Here is a 19060-nt window from a genome sequence, read left to right as displayed (position 1 = left end):
TCAATCGCATCACCCGATCAGGATTGACTGGTCAAGTATTCACCAAAAATTGTGTAAGAGAATTGAATCCAAATATTTAGCTGGTTGGGGATTCAAGGGAAAACCGGTAGCCGGACAGAGGGTTCTAGGGCTACTTCTTTGTTGGCTACCGTTTTCCACCTCTTCTTATACCAAATTCGCATTAGCATGTTTCATGCTGTTCTTAGCGGGCTCGCAGGTAAATGCGCAAAACTCGATGGGTGTTGGGACCACTGCACCCAATGCCAATGCAGTACTACACCTGGTTTCACCTACCAATAATCAGGGGTTTTTAGTACCATCATACACCACAGCAGAGCGTACTGCCACGGCATTTGTTCAGAACCTATCCGATACTGACAATGGACTCCTCGTGTTTGATACAGATGAAAGTGTCTTTTACTATTGGCTTACAGATGATTGGGCCCTTGTATCTGCTGCATCTGGTGACATGCTACAATCCATCTATGATCAGGATTCAAACGGAGAAGTAGATACCGCGACTGTAGCTAATTCATTGAATGGCTATACGATAGAGACTTCCGTACCACTAAATGCAGTCTTCACCGATTCACAAACAGCTGCCGATGTGGAGGTCACTGCAACTGGTGATCTGTTAGCTACGGATGTACAAGGTGCTCTGGAAGAACTACAGACTGAGATTTTAGGAGCAGGGAATGGAGATATGTTGCAGTCCTCCTATGATGTAGATGGAGATGGTTTTGTCGATACGGCCACAGTGGCAAGTAGCTTGAGCGGTTTTACTATAGAATCTTCCGTGCCAGCTGCGGCAGACTTTACGGATGACCAAGCTGCCGCTGATGTGGAAGTCACTGCAACAGGAGATCTCACATCTACTGATGTACAGGCCGCATTGGAAGAACTACAAACTGAAATACTTGGAGCTGGAACGGGAGATATGCTACAAGCGGTCTATGATTTTAACACTGATGGCTATGCCGATACTGCGGAAGTGGCGAATACCTTAAATGGGTTCACTGTTGAAACGTCAGTTCCAGCTGGAGCAACCTTCACAGATTCTCAGACGGCTACCCAAGTAGCAGTAACACCTACTGGAAATCTGACTTCCACAGATGTTCAGGGAGCACTGGTAGAACTACAGGCTGACATTGATGCAGGATCTTCTGGTGGAGATATGTTGCAAAGTGTGTACGACATTGATGGAAGTGGTGTGGTTGACGCAGCTGATAGTTTGTCGGTCAGTTTTGTAGATGGCATTACGCTGGCTTACAGTATAGCAGCAAATGGAATAGAGGTTCGAGACAATGGCATATCTTCTCCAAAATTGGCCAATGGTGCTGTAACTGGGGCGAAGATCGGTGTCTTGGCAAGTGAGGGAGATGCGATGGTTTATACACTTGGATCATGGCAGGCCGGACAACTTCCTTTTACCAGTATTTCTGGAATTCCGTCTGGGCTTTCTGATGGAGATGACGTAGGGATCACTTCTGTAAATACCGGAGATATTGTGGATGGAGCCGTTACGGATATCAAAATAAATAGTGTTGACTGGAGCAAACTATCTGGAATTCCGGCTGGGATCGCTGATGGTGATAACCAAACGGCAACAGAAGTGGCAGTTACTGCATCTGGAAATCTTACAGCCACAGATGTACAGGCGGGATTGGTGGAACTGCAAGGTGATATTGACCTGGCAACTGGAGATATAGCTAACAATGCGTCCAATATTTCCACACTTCAATCGGAATTGAATGATACTCAGACAGGTTCTGGTTTAAACCCAGATGGTACCTATCAGGCGAATGGTGGAGCCAATTATATCTCCGGTGCTTCCAGTTTAGCTAGTGCAGACGACTTACTTGATGCCCAGGTCGGAACCAATGAATCCAATATTGCGACTAATACAAGTGACATAAGCATCATCAACTCTTCTCTTGCCAACACACTTCTGATCACCAATAACCTCAGTGAACTCTCAGGTACCGCAGCATCTGCACGAGTTAATCTGGGATTGGGATCTCTGGCTACTTCCAGTACAGTGGGATCAGCTGAAATCACCAATGGGTCTATCGCCAATGTGGATTTGGATAAGTCCAATATAGCTCTAAGTGGATTTGGTGCTCCCACTACTGATGTGAGTATGGGAGGGTTCAACCTGACAGCTCTGGGCACTCCCACCAACTCAACAGATGCAGCTACCAAGTCTTATGTGGATGGTGAAATTACCTCCATCAGTCTTCAAAGCGCTTACAATGTAAATCCATCAATTGTCACTACTCCAGGCAACAACTTTGCAGTGTCTGGTGATGCAGGAATCAGCCTCGGGACCAACGCACAGAATATTACAGTAAGTGCAGGAGCTGGTTCTGCCTTGTATACCGTCAACTCGTCTAATTATACGCTAAATGGCGCCGGTGATGTAACTGCCACTTCATTCACTGGAGATGGAAGTGGGTTAACTAACCTTACGCTTCCAATTCGTGAGATGGAAACTGAGGGTAACCTTTCTGCTGGTGTGCTATCTGGAAGTTCGTTGACCACTGGTACTTACAATGTGCTCTATGGCCGTGCAACGGGTAATTCTCTGACAACCGAATCTAGCAACACGATAATTGGATGGTTAGCCGGAAACGGAACAACGGCGAACAATAACACCATGGTTGGTTATCGCGCAGGAGTGTCAAATACCATTGGTATAGGTAATACATACTTGGGCTATAATACAGGCCGTTTCAATACCACTGGTAGTTTTAACATCGCTATAGGAACCAATGCTGGTCCATCATCTGGTAATGGAATTTATAATAACACCATTGCAGTCGGAAATTCTGCAATTGCTATTGCTGATGATGCCATGGCACTTGGAGCTGGAGCATTTGCAGATGCCAGCGCGGCAGTAGCCATAGGATCCAATGTCAACGCCAGTACAGCCAACACCATCGTGTTGGGAGATGGACAGCCAGGCTCAACATACAATGTGGGCGTCAACACCAACAACCCGTCAACTGAGCTAGACGTGAATGGCACAGTTACAGCAGCCTCGTTTTCCGGAGATGGGTCCGGCTTGAGCAACGTTACAGCTAGTTCTGTCTTGGCTGCATCGGTGACCTCCTCTGCTATTCTTGATGGTACTATCGCCAATGCTGATTTAAATAAAGCGGCAATTCCCCTTAGTGGTTTTGGTGCAGCTGTGGCGGATGTTAGTATGGGTGGAAATACGTTAACCAACCTGGCTTCACCCTCCGTCTCTACGGATGCTGCCACCAGAGGATACGTAGATACTCAGGTCGGAGCAATTGTGCCCTCACAATGGTCTAATTCGGGGAGTGATATCTATTACAGTATTGGCAATGTGGGCATTAACAAAGTCTCACCTGCTGAGGCTTTGGATGTGACAGGTAATATTCAGCTCACTGGTGATGTGAAGTATGCCACAGCCAAGACGAAGATACTCGCGCTTACTCCTGTTGATTTCAAAGCACTGAAAATCACAGGCTTGGAAGATTTCACGACCACTTATAACTCAGGAGCGGAGGTAGGAACTTACTCGGGCACACCAGGGACTAGCATATTGATAGGAGCTCCTGTGCATTTGCCTGATGGTGCAGTTGTGACACAAATAGACGTTTGGGGAAGAAATACTAATGGTGGCCCGGCAGAGTTCAGGTTCATTGAGAAATCTTATAGTACAGCTTCAACTCCCACGGTGGTTACCTCCATTCCAGGATCAACAAGTGGCGTGACTTCATTTTCAAACAATACATTGAGTATTACGATAGATAATAGCACAGACAACTACTTGGTTACTTTTCAAGCATACTCTTCGCAGGCTAGCCTGACCGGAGTTAAGATATACTATCAGGTTACAAAACCCGATTGAGTGATTAATTCAATTTGCTGATTTTCAAGGATTTAATTAGATTGTAATAAGAAGTGAAATAATTATACTATTTCAATATAGAATTGAATCTCCACCAGATCACCAATACACATGAAACGCTTAGATCTACTTGTACTATTCTTATTATTATCTGCTGCTTCAATGGCCCAAAATTCCATGGGAGTTGGTACAGATACGCCTAACCCAAATGCCGTGCTGGAAATTGTCTCTCCTACAGGGAATCAGGGAATTCTCATTCCCAGATACACAACCGCACAACGCACAGCTACCGCTTTTACTGATAATCTCACCGATACGGACAATGGATTATTGGTTTTTGACACGGATGAAGGTGCACTCTATTTCTGGTATAGTGGTCAGTGGCTGACTATGGCCAACCAGTCACTTAGTGAGCTTCTTACCACAGAAAACAGTGCTGGGGGATTGAGTATCACGGACCTGGCAGCACCTGTAAATGATGCTGACGCAGTGAACAAGCATTATGCTGATTCAATTGTGGCAACAGTTGAGACCCCTACGTTTAGTGAATTGCTCATTGCTGATAATGATGCAGGATCACAAGCAATCATCAATGTATCTGACCCTACAAATGCTCAGGATGTGGCAACAAAAAATTATGTAGACACTTCAGTAGCAGGCATTGCTACTCCTACCCTCTCTGAACTACTAGTGAGCAGTAATGATGCCGGTAGTAGCTCTATTACTAACTTGTCTGATCCAGTCAATGCTCAGGACGCTGCTACTAAAAACTACATAGATTCACAACTAGGGTCAGTTGATACAGCCCTATGGTCTTACAATGGTGGCGATCTTCACTACACTCAAGGCAAAGTTGGAGTGGGTACGAGTACACCTCTTTCTGCTTTCCAGGTGCAAGATCGAATGCATTTCTTTGACTTTCGGGTAGATTCTCTCGGAGTGGATGGCCGAATCATCTCAGATAATATTAGTTATGATGGTGGTGGATTACTGAATGTGGAAGATGGTCGTTCATCATTTATATTCATGTCAGACGGAAACATCGAGTTTTTAACTGGGGATTCTTTGGGTGCTGGCACCGATGCTTTCAATAGCATTAATACCACACTCACCTTAAAAGATAACCGCCATGCTGAGTTTCGTGGGGCTGTTGAAATAGGACAGGTCAGAGACAGTGCAGATATTTCCTCTGGTCTTATCGCCTATACAGGAGGTTCTTTTTATGGCTATACAGGTGGTGAATGGATCAATTTTGGTGGGTTGACTTTCCCATTCAATGCGACTGAAAACTCCGGTAGTAACATGTTTGACCTGGAAAATACCGGCTTTGGAAGTGTGGCTTATTTCAACTCCAGCAATCCTTCTAACACCAATAATGCCGTCAATATTATTTCTAATTCTGATAACAATGGTACCGCTGCACTCTATGTCAATCATGACGGGTTGGGTCCTGTGGCCGAATTCAATATAACCGATGTGACGAATGCTGAGGATGCCATAGCCGCTCGTACCACGGGAATCGGATCTGCAGGATATTTTGAAATAGACAATGGCTCTAACAACGGCTATGCAGTGGATGCTCGGATAATTAATGGAACGGGCAGAGCGATTAATGCTTATACCACAGGACTCGGTCAGGCAGGGAGATTCACTGTTGATAACAACTCCAATGGCTCCATCGCCTTTAGTGTTAACTCAAACGGCACCAACAGTACGGCTTATTTTTCCAACTCAAATACCGGAACCAGTATCTCCACTGTTGAGATTCAGAACAGCGGAACAGGATCTGGATTGACCATTTATAATGGTGGTAGCTCAACCAGTTTTGGAGAGTTTACATCCAATATCTCCGGCGATCTGGCCATAGGAGGCATTACTCCTTCTGCACGTCTGGATGTGGTTGGGGATACGGAACTTAACGGAAATGTTACAACTACTGGTAACCTGACCACAGGAGGAGCGGTAGTGTCCAATTTGATCTCCACTGGAGCGACGGCCTACAACATTTCCAATACTGATCATATAGTAGCACTGAGTAGCAATGTTGAAGGACAGACAGTGACTTTGCCTTTCGCTTCATCCAACACGGGAAGAGAATTAATCATCATGGTCACATCTACCACTACCGTCAGTCATTCTCTGACGCTACAAAGTGGTGATAGCTTTTTATACGAAGGGATGTCCTCCACAACGCCTTTTACCTTGAGTATTGTATATGGGGAGATTGTATGCATCACCCTGCGTGCAGTAGGAAATAACTGGTTTGTAGTAAAAACTGTACTTAGCAACAACGTCTAGAATGTAAAATTCAACCCCTATGCCTAAGCGAATTAAATATCTTTATCTTCTTTGTTATCTGGTCTCAAGTCCATTGATATCACAGGTAGTACTAGAATCCGGACTGCCTGTTACCATCGAGTCAGGATTGCCAGTTAGCATCCAGGGTCCTCTAGCGGTGGCATCTACCCTTACCAATGAAGGCACACTATCTTTCAATGATTCCATCAGTGTTGCTTCCTATACAGGCGCCGGTACATTGCTAGCTAATGGAGTGGATCAGTACCTCGATTTCAATGGGAACACCATTAGCACCATTGAAATGTCACCGGGTAACAAATTTCTGCTTTCAGGATTCACGGTATCAAACCTTACGCTCGACAATGCAATAATCATGGTAGATACTGCTCGATTAGAAGTGACAGGGGACTTATCTGGTTTTGATTCGAATGCCTATATCACTGGACGACTCATTCGATCGGGCGCAGATACTTTATACTATCCAGTTTCTGATGGAACCACCTATACCCCGGTGATGCTCACCAGTATTACCGGCTCCTCCCCGGCCATTGCTGTGGAAGCTATTGCAGCAGACCCTCTGGCTATAGCTGGCAATAGTTTACTTGACGTGTCCAATGAACGCTACTGGAATATCTCTGAAGCCTCCGGCACACTATCCTCTATGAGAGTGCAACTGCCTGTTGTCAACGAATCGGTAGTCGATAACACCACAGATCTTGCCGTGGCTTATGGCGCCTCTACGGATGCTCGCTTTAGGGGTCTTGGACAGCTGACTACCTCTGGTACGCTAACTGAAGGTACTGTGACGGCTAATGAGCTTTCAATGGCAGGAATCTATGCGATCGGTAAACTGTTCGATGAGGAACTTCGCGAAGCTGATTCGTTAGCCTTATTGCAGATTTATGAAAGTACCGGAGGAACCAACTGGGCCGCCGCAAGCGGTTGGCTGGATAACAACCTGGATCTTTGGGGGCAGGTGACATTGGTAGACAAGCGAGTTGCCGAACTGGACCTCTCTAACAACAATCTGACCAATGATTTCCCATCAATTTCAGAAGGACTGGAAGCCATGGTTGCTCTAAACCTTCAGGATAATGAGTTGACTGCTATAGGTGATCTCAGCAATCTCACAGCACTTCAATCACTCGACGTATCTGGAAATGTGCTTCAGTTTGGCACACTGGAAAGTGTATTGTCCACACATCCTGATGCTACCTACGCTCCACAGCAAGAAGTACTCAAAAGGGTTCGTACACTTGAGCAAATCGGGAATACTTACACCATAGACCGTACGGTAAGTGGATCTGCCAACTCATATTCATGGACTAAGAATAGTACAGCCATAAGTCAGACCAGTAGTTCATTTGATGTATCCATCGATGATTTTACGGCAGATGGAAGTTACGTGGCGCAGGTCACCAATACCAATGTGCCAGGGTTGACTTTAACGACCGCTCCGGTAGTACTCAGAGTTTCTAGTACAGAGCGTGATTCGGCTTCTCTTTTGGTCCTGTACGATGCATTGGTCACAGAAAGCAGTACCATTACTGACTGGCCTAATTTGCCTATGTCTGAATGGGATGAGGTGGATATTACCAGCAGCAGGGTGACGTCTTTAGATATGTCAGGTCTGAATTTGTCAGGTGAAGTGCCAGAAGAACTTTTGGATATTCAGAGTCTTGTTTCTGCAGACTTCTCGGGAAATGACATTTTCGGGTTGCCAACCTTGACTGGATCATTACCCAATGTAACCAGTCTGAATTTTGCGGAGAACCTATTGACCTTTGAAGACCTGGAGTCCAATGTGGCATTTGCTCCTTTGGATTATTCCAATCAGAAACGCTTCGGCGTTCGAGTTGCCGATACCATCCGTGCAGGATCAGCTTATGAGATTTCCAAACCAGTAGGGGGAAGTCAAAACGAGTACCAGTGGTACTTGACAAATGATCTTGCTACTGATTCTGTGTTAGCAGGAGCAAATGGTGCTGACTTGATCATTGACTCATTGACGTATGAAAATATGGGTCGTTACGAGCTGCGAGTGGCTAGTCCACTAGTTCCGGATTTGATACTCAAAAGTAGATTTCATCGAGTGATGGCATTTGCAGATTTAGATTTCACGGCTTTGGATCTGGGTGATCAACCTTTCATAGCCGCAGAGGCTTATGCACTTCGGGTTACATTACCGGGAAATCCATACGACACCATCAAAACAGTCAGGGGTGCTGGAACTGGATTTAAATTTGATAAACTCATTTTAGGCGATTACCTCGTTGCGGTAAGCCCGGATAACCTCAATGAGTTTTTACCTACTTATTATCCGAGTACAGATTTGTGGACGGATGCTGAAGAGTTCATTCTACGGGTGGACGCAAGCGATACTTTGTACATGGCAGAGATACCAGATGAGACCAACAACCCAGATGGTGCAGCTGTCAGTGGGACTGTAGAGAGTGACTTTGAAGAAGAGCCTGTTGATCCGGAGGAAGGGCGTATCAATGCGAGGAGAAAAGTGAAACGAGCTGGGTGCAGTGTGCGTAGATTTGTTCCAAAAGGCCGAACCAATCAGGAAGAAGAAGGCGAGTATGTCCTGTATGCCTATGCACAGTCAGATGACGAAGGTCGTTTTGAATTTACTGGTCTGGAAGATGGTAAATATCGCTTCAACATTGAATATCCCGGCATACCAATGGATCCAGATTCCTACGTGGAGTTTACCGTCGGCGAGGGCGGCATAGAGGAAGAGGTGCTAGTGCTGCAGGCCACAGTTACCGAAGACGGGATTGTGGTGGAGAAGATCGAACGTCTTGGGTTCTACAGAAAGTATTTCAAAGACCTGAGTATATATCCAAATCCAGCCCAAGACTACCTGAAGATTGCCTACAGCAAGCTGATGAGTGCAAGTGTGACAGTACGCTTAATGGACCTAGAGGGTCAGGTGCTGAAAGAGCAAAAAATCAAAAAGGGATATAATCAGGAACTCAATATGGATGTGAGTGATATCAGCGGCGGTATTTACCTGCTCAATTTTGTGGACACGAATCTCGGGGCTGAGAAGATTACCACGTTTAAGGTATATGTGAAGCATCACAAGTAGGGTAACTACTTTAGCTTACTGGTGACGAAGGCAACGAATTCATTGCTGTGAAAGGGGCAATTGTTGGAAGTGACTCTGGATATATTTGCTGATTTTGAAGATATAGATTACCTCCATTACTCTTTATTTAATTTCGATGAGCACGCTCATAGTACCCTAAATTGGTGAGAATGAGGCGGTTCCCCATACCCCAATTCAGGTAACTTTCAATAGAATATTGCAATTGGTTCTGGAAATATTGAAATTCGCAATAGGCTAGATTCAACTTTGGTGGAAACTGTAGATGTCACAGCGGATGTAGATGTGACTGACAGTGTCTTGAATTTCGCACCTCGTTTACTAGCTAACGCAACTGAATATTCAATTTTAATTCCTGAAAACGCCGTTATGAGTTTAACTGGAAAAACTTTAGCAGCAATAGCAACCCTATCCGCCTGGTTATTTACTACACAAGTACAAGCCCAAATCTCCATTACCAATCCTTCGGACGCCTCTGATATAGAGATCGCAGAGCTGCAGGATGTGGAGTTTGATGCCGCTGGTTATGCCACCACTGACCTTATTGACATTAGTGTCAGTTATGATGGCGGTGCTACTTACAATTTATTAGAAACCGGAAAGACCATAAATGAGCTCACGCTCAATAACTATCAATGGGATGTCGGAGCACCCGCGCAAAATGGAGTCTGGTTGAAAATTACCAACGTCACCAATCAAACAGGGACTTTTAAAGATTCTGTACAAGTCAATATACTGGCCCCGAGTATTTCTTTTGGCTATACCTACGATCCTTCATGTGGAAGTGTAGATGGTGAGATTGCCTTGGATGGAGGGATATATGGTATTTTCTATGATTTATACTATACTCAGGATGGTATTCCCGTCGGTCCAATATCGATTGAGCAAACAGAGGGAATTTACATCTCAGCTTTACCTTCCGGTAATTATACCAACATATACATAGAATATGATGGGGTTCAATCTAATTCAATAGACACAACGCTTGTTGAGCAATTGCCAGAAATTAGTTACACACTATCGGATAATACCAATTGTAGCTCTTCTAATGGAAGTATTGATGTGAGTGAAACAGGTGGGTTATCTGATTACATAGTTGAGTATTATGTGGGCACAGATACTACTATTGCCCCGTTTGCTAAAGATACGCTTTATTATCTATCCACAGTAGGTGAGTTTAGTCTCGCCCCCGATGTGTATACGATTGTTATTACAGACTTCTACTCTCCTGTTTGTGTTGTTTTAGATACTGTCATAATCAATGATGTTCCAAATGCACCTGTGGTTAACCCTGGGGTAGTTGGTTACATCAATGTCTCCACCACGGGTGGCAATGACGGAGTGCTGGGCCTTGATTCTGCAGTCACTGGAGCAAGTGGCAGTTATAGCTACCAATGGTATTTGGGTTCTGACAACTCTACACCATTGGCTGACTCTACAAGTGTACGAATCGAAGGATTAAGTGAAGGAGACTACACCGTGGAAATAACCGATTCAGAAAATGGTTGTATAACCACAGAGACCTTTACAGTATTGGGGCCGCCTGTACTCTCGGATGTAGCGGTAACTAAACCCTGGAGTGAAAGCTTTGAGTTGACGGCTACTGTGGATCAGAACGTTACACTATATTACGTGGTGACTCAATCGTCGATCTCACCTACAGCTACGCAAATTATTGCTGGGACAGATGAGGAGGATATTGCAGCTGAGTTGAGCGGAAGCTTCTCCAATGTATCAGGAACATCTAGTTTCGAAATTGGCCCCGTTGCACCTGAAACATTTTACAATGTATATGTGGTGGTTGACAATGTAGATAGGCAAGTTTCCGCAGTTGCATCTGACACCCTCACAACTACCCAGCTGCCAGGAAATGCCTTACTTTCTACAGTTCCATTGCCCGGAGGTGAAATATATCAGGGTAGTACAAACAACCTTATCTATCAATATCGAATTGTAGCCAGTGGAGGGCCGATAGAAATACTGGGATTCTTCTTACAAGACACTACACTGAACTACGCCCAATCAGACTTTACCAATTTTACTTTCTATGAATCAATTGGTGTGGACGATTTTGCCAATGCCACTGAACTAGGGACGACGTTATTTGCATTAAATGATCCGCTAGGAATTCCTGACGGCTCTGTTGGTATGACCTACCCAAACAGAATTTACGATGGGGGGGACACTATATATTATTATGTGGCTGCAGATGTTTCACCTACAGCAACAGTTGGAAACTCCATTGATTTTGACCAGCCAGCGGAAGAAGGTTATTTTGCCTTTGAGGAGGCGAACCTATTGGATGCCTTTGACAATGGCTTGGCAGCAGGAAGTACCTTCACTATTGCAGAAGCAATTCCTGATGTGACTATCCAGACACTGCCACTCAGTAATGCGGATCTAGAGCAGGGAGCTCAAGATGCTTTAATCTACAAGTTCAGCTACATGGCTAGTGGGGATACAATTAGCCCAACAGGTGCCGGACTTTACCTGGAAGGGGCATTCGATTCATTGGATTTTGCTCAGGATGGCTTTGAAGTTTTCTATTCGGTGGATGCGGATGATTTTGCCAGTGCCACACCACTAAATATTGACTCCTATGGGGCCAATGTTCCAGGTGGAGTAGGTGTAGCACCGAGTCCTACCCTTCAGGATGGAGAGACGTATTACTTTTATGTCACTGCAGATATAAGTCCTGCGGCCACTGTTGGTAATTCCTTCAATGTGGCGTTACCAGTAATTGAAAATTTTGGTATCGCAGACCCTAAGAATAAGCTTGATGGCGGACTATCTGCAGGAAGCACCTTCACTATAGTGGAGAATGCGATAGATTTTCCGGGTTCTGCACTTCAGTTTGACGGTGTAGATGATCAGGTGGTCCTTAGCAATCATGTGCTTCAGAACTGGGCTGACTTCACGATCGAAATGTGGATGAAGGTACCTGCGGCCAGTTCCAGTCAGTACAATTATTTCGAGCAAGTGGATGCGAACGGATCAGGTCAGCCTCAAATTCTGATAGCTGGAGTTTATCAGGGGTCCCCATACTTTTTCATAAGAACAACAGATGGAGGAAGCGGAGGGTCCATACAGAATGGCACCACAATCAATGACGATACCTGGCACCATGTAGCGTATGTCCGTTCAGACACCATCATTTCGATTTATATTGACGGTGTTTTGGATGGCACTGCAAACATGCTCACAGGTGATATCACCTTCCCGGCTAATGGCGTGGAGGCAAAACTAGCAGGAGATGCTGCATTAGATGAGGTGAAATTCTGGGCCTTTGCCAAAACTGATTTCTCTGATAGAACAACTCCTCTATTGGGTAATGAATCAGATCTTTTGGGATACTATCAGTTAGATGAAGGTTCAGGAACTTTGACTTTGGACCAGAGTACAGCAGCTAACCATGGTACACTTACCAATTTCAACTTCACTGCTGGATCTAACTGGATTACATCAGGTGTGCCATTAGATGGACAACCACCCGTTGTTACGGTCAATCTGCTGGCTACTTCTGAGACCAGTCCTGAATTAGGAGGTATGATTGATGACCCTTCAGCGTCGATCGAGGTAGAAGTAAACGGAAACACCTACTCTGCTACTAATAATGGTACTTCCTGGACGATCGTATCTGGTACTATCGCTGCTCTGGCTGATGGTATCTATGATGTGGCAGTTACGGCTACCGATTCGGTTGGTAATGTTGGGACAGATACTACTACGGACGAATTACTAATCGATAGTACCGCTCCAATAATCACTTTGGGTGACTTACTGACCAACGACATAAGCCCTGAACTAACGGGTACGATTAATGACGTCAACGCATCTATTACCGTCATTGCAGAAGGTGCTAACTATGCTGCAACTAACAACGGTGATAGTACGTGGACCCTGGCTCAAGGCTCTATTGCAGATTTGAGCGAGGGAGTCTACACCTTTGAAGCATTTGCGATAGATTCTTTAGGTAATGCAGATACCACCACAGCTGTGATCACTATTGACCTGACCAGTCCGATTATTACAGCTACAGATATTTATACCAACGACATAAGCCCTGAACTAACGGGTACGATTAATGACGTCAACGCATCTATTACCGTCATTGCAGAAGGTGCTAACTATGCTGCTACTAACAACGGGGATAGCACGTGGACCCTGGCTCAAGGCTCTATTGCAGATTTGAGCGAGGGAGTCTACACCGTTGAAGCAATTGCTACAGACCCTACCGGTAATGCGGACACCACCACTGCTGTGATTACCATCGATTTGACCTCTCCAGCAGTGGCAGTGGACAGTGTGGAAACCCTTCAGGACCGGCCTTCCTTAAGCGGGACAGTAAATGACACGAGTGCTGTGGTTGAGGTAATTGTAGACGGAGGCAGCTATACTGCTACAAACAATGGAGATGGCACTTGGGCCCTGGCACAAGGCACGATAGCATCTTTGGCTGTAGGCACTTATGATGTAGCAGTAACAGCTACCGATGAGGCCGGCAATACGGGCAGCGACAGTACAACAGATGAACTGACGATTTTACCTGGGGCACCTACAGCGATCGCAGCGAGTGAAGTGGGTTACTTTGGCTTCACCGCGCAGTGGAATGCCCGTGCAGGAGTAGAGAGCTATCAGGTAGATGTATCAGCTGATGCAGGCTTTGGCAGTAACCTGAGTGGCTATGACAACCTGAGTGTGAATGCAAGCGAGACTGGCCTGGTAGTGCTAGGGCTGACTTATGGCCAGACGTACTACTATCGAGTCAGAGCCGTTTATCCATCTTCAGACATTTCAGAGAATAGTAACGTGATCAGCGTGACCACCCTATTGGACCCGAACACGGTGCTTGATTCTTTAGCCCTGATGAGTATCTATGATGCTTTGGATGGATCGAACTGGACGAACAACAACTGGATGAGTGGGGCGAACCTACCGGATTGGAGTGGCGTGACGATGACCGATACACGAGTGACCGGCCTGGATCTGACCGATCAAAACCTGACAGGAGACTTTCCAGAGATCACGGTAGGACTGGAATCGTTAACGAACCTGGACTTAAGTGATAACCAGATCACGAGCATCCCGGCATTGACCAGCTTAACGAGCCTGACAACACTGACAGTTACTAACAACCGACTGGAGTTTGGCTCACTGGAGGCGAATGCAGGAGTAACGAACTTTGATTACCTGCCACAGGATAGCGTGAGTACCTACATAGAGACGTTGGAGCAACAGGGCACCGATTACCTGATCGACCGAACGATCAGTGGTAGTGCGAACAGCTATAGCTGGTTTAAGCAGGATTTGGTTAGCGGAGAGGTTAGTGCAGTAAGCGAGACCGGAGGTAGCTGGACATTGTCGATCAGTGACTTTAGTGATGAGGGAGCTTACTATGCAGAGGTAACCAACAGCACAGTAACTGGCACATTGACGACCCAGCCTATTGTGCTGAAGGTCTCATCACTGGAAAGAGACTTTGCGGCGCTTAGAAACATCTACACCAAGATGAATGGAGCTAGTTGGGACTGGACGGGCAATAACTGGGACGAGGAAACCGACCAGACTGCCTGGGAAGGAGTAGCGATCAGTACGGACCCAGAACGAGTGGTAGGTCTGGAACTACCGGACTTCAACATCACGGGCACGTTGCCACGAGACATCCTGGACATCCAGGGGCTGACCACTATTGATTTGGGAGGCAACCGGATCTCGACGGTACCGGACTTCTCAAGACTATCGAACCTGACGACATTGGACATCAGCGGTAACAACCTGGAGTTTGATGACCTGGAGAAGAACATGGACCTTGCGGCCCCGACGTTCAGCTATGGCGACCAGAGGTTGGTAGGTACAGCAGTACGAGACACGATCCCGGTAGGCAGCACCTACCAGGTAAAAGCGACAGTAGGCGGTACGGCGAATGTGTACAGCTGGACGCTGGAAAACGATCTGGACACAGCCCAACTAGACAACAGCGCTTCTACCATAGACATTCCATCACTGAGCTATGAGACGCAGGGTAGATACCGTGCTACGGTGACGAGCACTTTGGTACCGAACCTGACGCTGACGGTCCGCTCCACGGTGGTGATGGCCACAGCGAACCTGGAGTTCACGGCATTGGATCTGGATGGCCAGCCGTTTATAGACGGAGAGGCCTATGCACTGAAAGCGACAAAAACGAGTTCGGGGTATGACACGATCCAGACGGTACGAGGTGCGGGCACAGGCTTCTTGTTTGAGGAGCTGCTGCTGGCGGACTACCTGATAGCTGTAGCACCGGATGATCTGGATGAGTACCTTCCGACCTACTATTCGAACACCGACTTGTGGACGGAGGCTGACACGATCGAGCTTCGCGAGGACTTTTCAGAAGAGCTGTTGATGGCACAGATTCCACCACCACCGGGGACAGTAGGAGCGAAGATAGAAGGGGGCGTAGAGGCAGACCTACCGGACAAGCCAGTGGATAGTGGAGATCGGATCGATGCACGAAGGAAAGTGAAGCGAGCGGGTTGTTCGGTGAGGCGGTTTGTGCCTAAGGGTAGAACGGATCAGGAAGATGAAGAGGGCGAGTATGTGCTGTATGCGTATGTACAGTCAGATGACGAGGGAAGGTTTGAGTTTACGGGACTGGAAGACGGCAAGTATCGCTTCAACATCGAGTATCCGGGTATCCCGATGGATCCGGACTCGTATGTAGAGTTTACGATTGGAGGCGATGGCATAGAAGATGAGGTGCTGGTGCTACAGGCTACGGTTACCGAAGATGGGATTGTGGTAGAGAAGATCGAGCGGTTGGGCTTTTACCGGAAATACTTCAAAGACCTGAGCGTGTACCCGAACCCAGCAGACAACTATGTGCAGATCAGCTACAGCAAGCTGATGAGTGCTACGGTGGAGGTACGGTTGATCGACCTGGAGGGCAATGTGGTCAGCCAGCAGGTGATCGAGAAGGGCTATGACAAAGAGTTGACCTTTGATGTGAGCGGCGTGAGTGGCGGCATCTACCTGCTCAACTTCGTAGACACCAGCGAAGGGGCAGCTAAGATCACCACCTTCAAAGTCTACGTGAAGCATCATTAACAAACCATATTAAAACAGGTGATATCATTAAAAGGCCTCTTTTGGGGCCTTTTTTCGTTTTTGATAATGAAAATTGGGTAAATTCGATTACCCAACTGCCTTATTTATGAGCCCTAGAATTGTTATCGCTTGCATTAGCAGCTTCATTGCTTTGTCCGTCTGTGGCCAATCAATGAAAGAAACACTATCCGCGCTAGACACCGTAAAAAATCCTAATGAACGATTGCTACTATTGAATCAGGTAAATCTGGATCAGAATTACTCTGACTCACTTTTTGGGGAGTACCTTTTGAATTTCGGTATTTCTTATGGAATGCTTGGTTCGGCTGATTCCGCACAGGGATATTTCCACAAGTTGATAGAAGTAGCAGGTGATGGTCAGCACTATCAGCTTGCTCGCGCATACAATGGTCTTGGAAATGTGCAGCGACGAGCAGGTCAAAACCAGGAGTCTCTGGATAATTTCCTTAAAGCCTTAAACATACTTCAGGACAAGAAGGACACGCCAAGTGTTCGTTTTGAGGCGTCAATCATCAACAACCTTTCGGGAATTTATTTTGATATGGGTCAGCTGGATAAGGCTCGTGAATTTACAGAAAGAAGTATTGCACGTGCAAAGGAACTTGACGATGGTGATCAGCTGGCATATAGCTATGTGGGGCTTGCTCTGATTGCGGATAACGAAGGAAAATGGGAAGAAGCTATCTTGGCTCATAAAGAAGCTGCTAAATACATCGACGAACATCACGTGGATTATTTGCGTGGATTCAACAAGCTCAATCTAGCAGAGATTTATGAACGCCAGAATCAACTACAGAATGCAGAAAAAACGTATAAGGAGCTTATCGTTGACCCAACAGTCAACATAGAAGTGAATCTTTCTGCATTGGCAAACTTATCCAAGATGCAAAACCAGGCTGGTCACACCAAGGAAGCTATTGGCCTAGCCTCACAACTATTAGCAGAAGCAACAGAGCGCAAAATGATTTCGCATATTAGGGACGCACACCACCTGCTGTATACGGCGTATCAGATCCAAGGGGATTATAGACGTGCATTAGCCGCGCATGAGGACTATATGGTGTATAAGGACTCTCTGGTAAATACGGAAGCAATCAATGCGCTGAATGAACTGGAGAAAAAATACGAGACTGAGAAAAAGGAGCGTGAAATAGAGACCCTTGCACTGAAAAACGAACAGAATGAGTTACAGCTGGAAAAACAAGCCTCAGAAAGAATGCTGTATCTGGTAGCAATTGTTACCCTGCTGATTGTGGTTGGGTTGGTTCTCTGGCAATTCAGCCAAAAGTCCAAGTTCAATAGGATACTTACAGATAAGAACGGAACGATATCCAAAGCTCTTCACGAACGAGAAGTGCTATTAAAGGAAATCCATCATCGGGTTAAAAATAACCTACAAATCATTTCTAGTTTGCTCAACCTGCAGGCTCGATTCATTAAAGATAAGAGTGCAATAGATGCCGTGCAGGAAGGGAGAAATCGTGTGAAATCCATGGCATTGATTCACCAGAAACTCTATCAGCAGGAAAACATAGAAGGTATTAATATGCCTGAGTACATTGACAATTTGACTCGTGCCTTACTCACTTCTTATAAAATCAAAGATGAACGAATCACAGTTGATAAGAATGTTGCATCTATTAATCTCGATATTGATACTGCCATTCCATTGGGTTTAATTCTGAATGAACTGCTCACCAATTCCTTGAAATATGCCTTTCCTGAAAATGAAAAAGGAGCTTTGAAGATTAGCTTGCTTCAGGAAGCTGAGACATTGATGCTGGAAGTAGCAGACAATGGAGTCGGTATGGACTCATCGCGCAAGTCCGAAGGCTCTTTTGGGATGACACTTATTGATTCTCTGGCAGAGAAACTCAATGCCACAGTAGAGTCCGTACAGGAAAATGGCACCCGGTTTTTAATTCGTATTTCCAACTATAAACTGGCATAATGGCAAGCATTTATATCGTAGAAGATGAACCAATAATTCGGCAAGACCTGGTGTTTTGTGTGGAAGATCTAGGACATGAAGTGGTTGGTCAGGCTTCTAATTATGAAAAGGCAATTGCTGAGATTAGTCGGTTACAACCAGACTTGACGTTACTTGATATCAATCTGGATGGTGACAAAGACGGAATAGACCTGGGTCAAAAGCTATATACAGAGCTCCATATTCAGTTTATTTACATTACTTCATTTTATGACAAGCCTACTGTAGAGCGGGCTAAACATACCTTTCCAGCAGCTTATGTACTAAAACCCTTTGATGAAGAAGACCTGAAAATCAATATTGATCTGGCTTTGCTAAAGAAGCGCAAAACGGTAGAGCGGTTCGAGTCTTCCAAGTTATTTGTCAAAAACAATCAGGACCTGGTGGCAATACTGCCATCTGAGATTATCTATTTGGAGGCGGATGACAACTACTGTCGCGTGTATTCGGACAAGGGACCATTTATTCTGGCGCATACATTGAAAAAGACCGAGGAGAAGCTGGCAGATAAAGGCTTTTTGCGCATCCATAAGTCGTACCTCATCAATTTTGAACGGATTGATATCATCACCGAAGGTATGGTTCACCTTGGAGATCACCAGCTGCCTATTGGTAAGGCTTATAAAGCCGATCTCCAGGCCTTTTTGGTGACGTTATAAAAGAGAAA

Annotated in this window: 6 protein-coding genes; all 6 read left to right on the top strand. The window is 45.7% G+C overall.

Translation table 11 applies throughout. The annotated features are described in order from the left end of the window. The first annotated feature begins 193 nt into the window (after positions 1-193). The 6 genes from ACO067_RS11515 (at position 194) to ACO067_RS11490 (ending at position 19052) form a co-directional block, all read left to right on the top strand. On the top strand, positions 194-3880 hold the full coding sequence (locus ACO067_RS11515; RefSeq protein ID WP_421874200.1) for a beta strand repeat-containing protein: 3687 nt from the start codon (positions 194-196) through the stop codon (positions 3878-3880). Between the two features lie 111 nt (positions 3881-3991). Then, positions 3992-6178, top strand: a complete 2187-nt coding sequence (locus ACO067_RS11510) for a hypothetical protein (RefSeq protein ID WP_421874198.1) — start codon at positions 3992-3994, stop codon at positions 6176-6178. Between the two features lie 19 nt (positions 6179-6197). Then, positions 6198-9275 (top strand): T9SS type A sorting domain-containing protein, encoded by a 3078-nt coding sequence (locus ACO067_RS11505; RefSeq protein WP_421874196.1) that lies wholly within the window; start codon positions 6198-6200, stop codon positions 9273-9275. A gap of 387 nt (positions 9276-9662) precedes the next feature. Next, complete coding sequence (locus ACO067_RS11500) at positions 9663-16382, top strand: Ig-like domain-containing protein (protein ID WP_421874194.1); 6720 nt, start codon at positions 9663-9665, stop codon at positions 16380-16382. Between the two features lie 106 nt (positions 16383-16488). Beyond that, entirely contained in the window at positions 16489-18354 is a 1866-nt protein-coding gene (locus ACO067_RS11495; RefSeq protein WP_421874192.1) for a histidine kinase dimerization/phosphoacceptor domain -containing protein, read from the top strand. Beyond that, on the top strand, positions 18354-19052 hold the full coding sequence (locus ACO067_RS11490) for a LytR/AlgR family response regulator transcription factor (protein WP_421874190.1): 699 nt from the start codon (positions 18354-18356) through the stop codon (positions 19050-19052). The genes ACO067_RS11495 and ACO067_RS11490 overlap by 1 nt, the downstream gene beginning before the upstream one ends. Positions 19053-19060: the final 8 nt, after the last annotated feature.

Source organism: Marinoscillum sp., assembly GCF_965229915.1.
GTDB lineage: Bacteria > Bacteroidota > Bacteroidia > Cytophagales > Cyclobacteriaceae > Marinoscillum.
This window is presented reverse-complemented; position numbering and strand designations above follow the sequence as displayed.

What these genes read in the sequence shown, in the direction of transcription:
- ACO067_RS11490 (WP_421874190.1), top strand. Translation starts at nt 18,354, where the DNA reads ATGGCAAGCATTTATATCGTAGAAGATGAACCAATAATTCGGCAAGAC.
- ACO067_RS11495 (WP_421874192.1), top strand. Translation starts at nt 16,489, where the DNA reads ATGAGCCCTAGAATTGTTATCGCTTGCATTAGCAGCTTCATTGCTTTG.
- ACO067_RS11500 (WP_421874194.1), top strand. Translation starts at nt 9,663, where the DNA reads ATGAGTTTAACTGGAAAAACTTTAGCAGCAATAGCAACCCTATCCGCC.
- ACO067_RS11505 (WP_421874196.1), top strand. Translation starts at nt 6,198, where the DNA reads ATGCCTAAGCGAATTAAATATCTTTATCTTCTTTGTTATCTGGTCTCA.
- ACO067_RS11510 (WP_421874198.1), top strand. Translation starts at nt 3,992, where the DNA reads ATGAAACGCTTAGATCTACTTGTACTATTCTTATTATTATCTGCTGCT.
- ACO067_RS11515 (WP_421874200.1), top strand. Translation starts at nt 194, where the DNA reads ATGCTGTTCTTAGCGGGCTCGCAGGTAAATGCGCAAAACTCGATGGGT.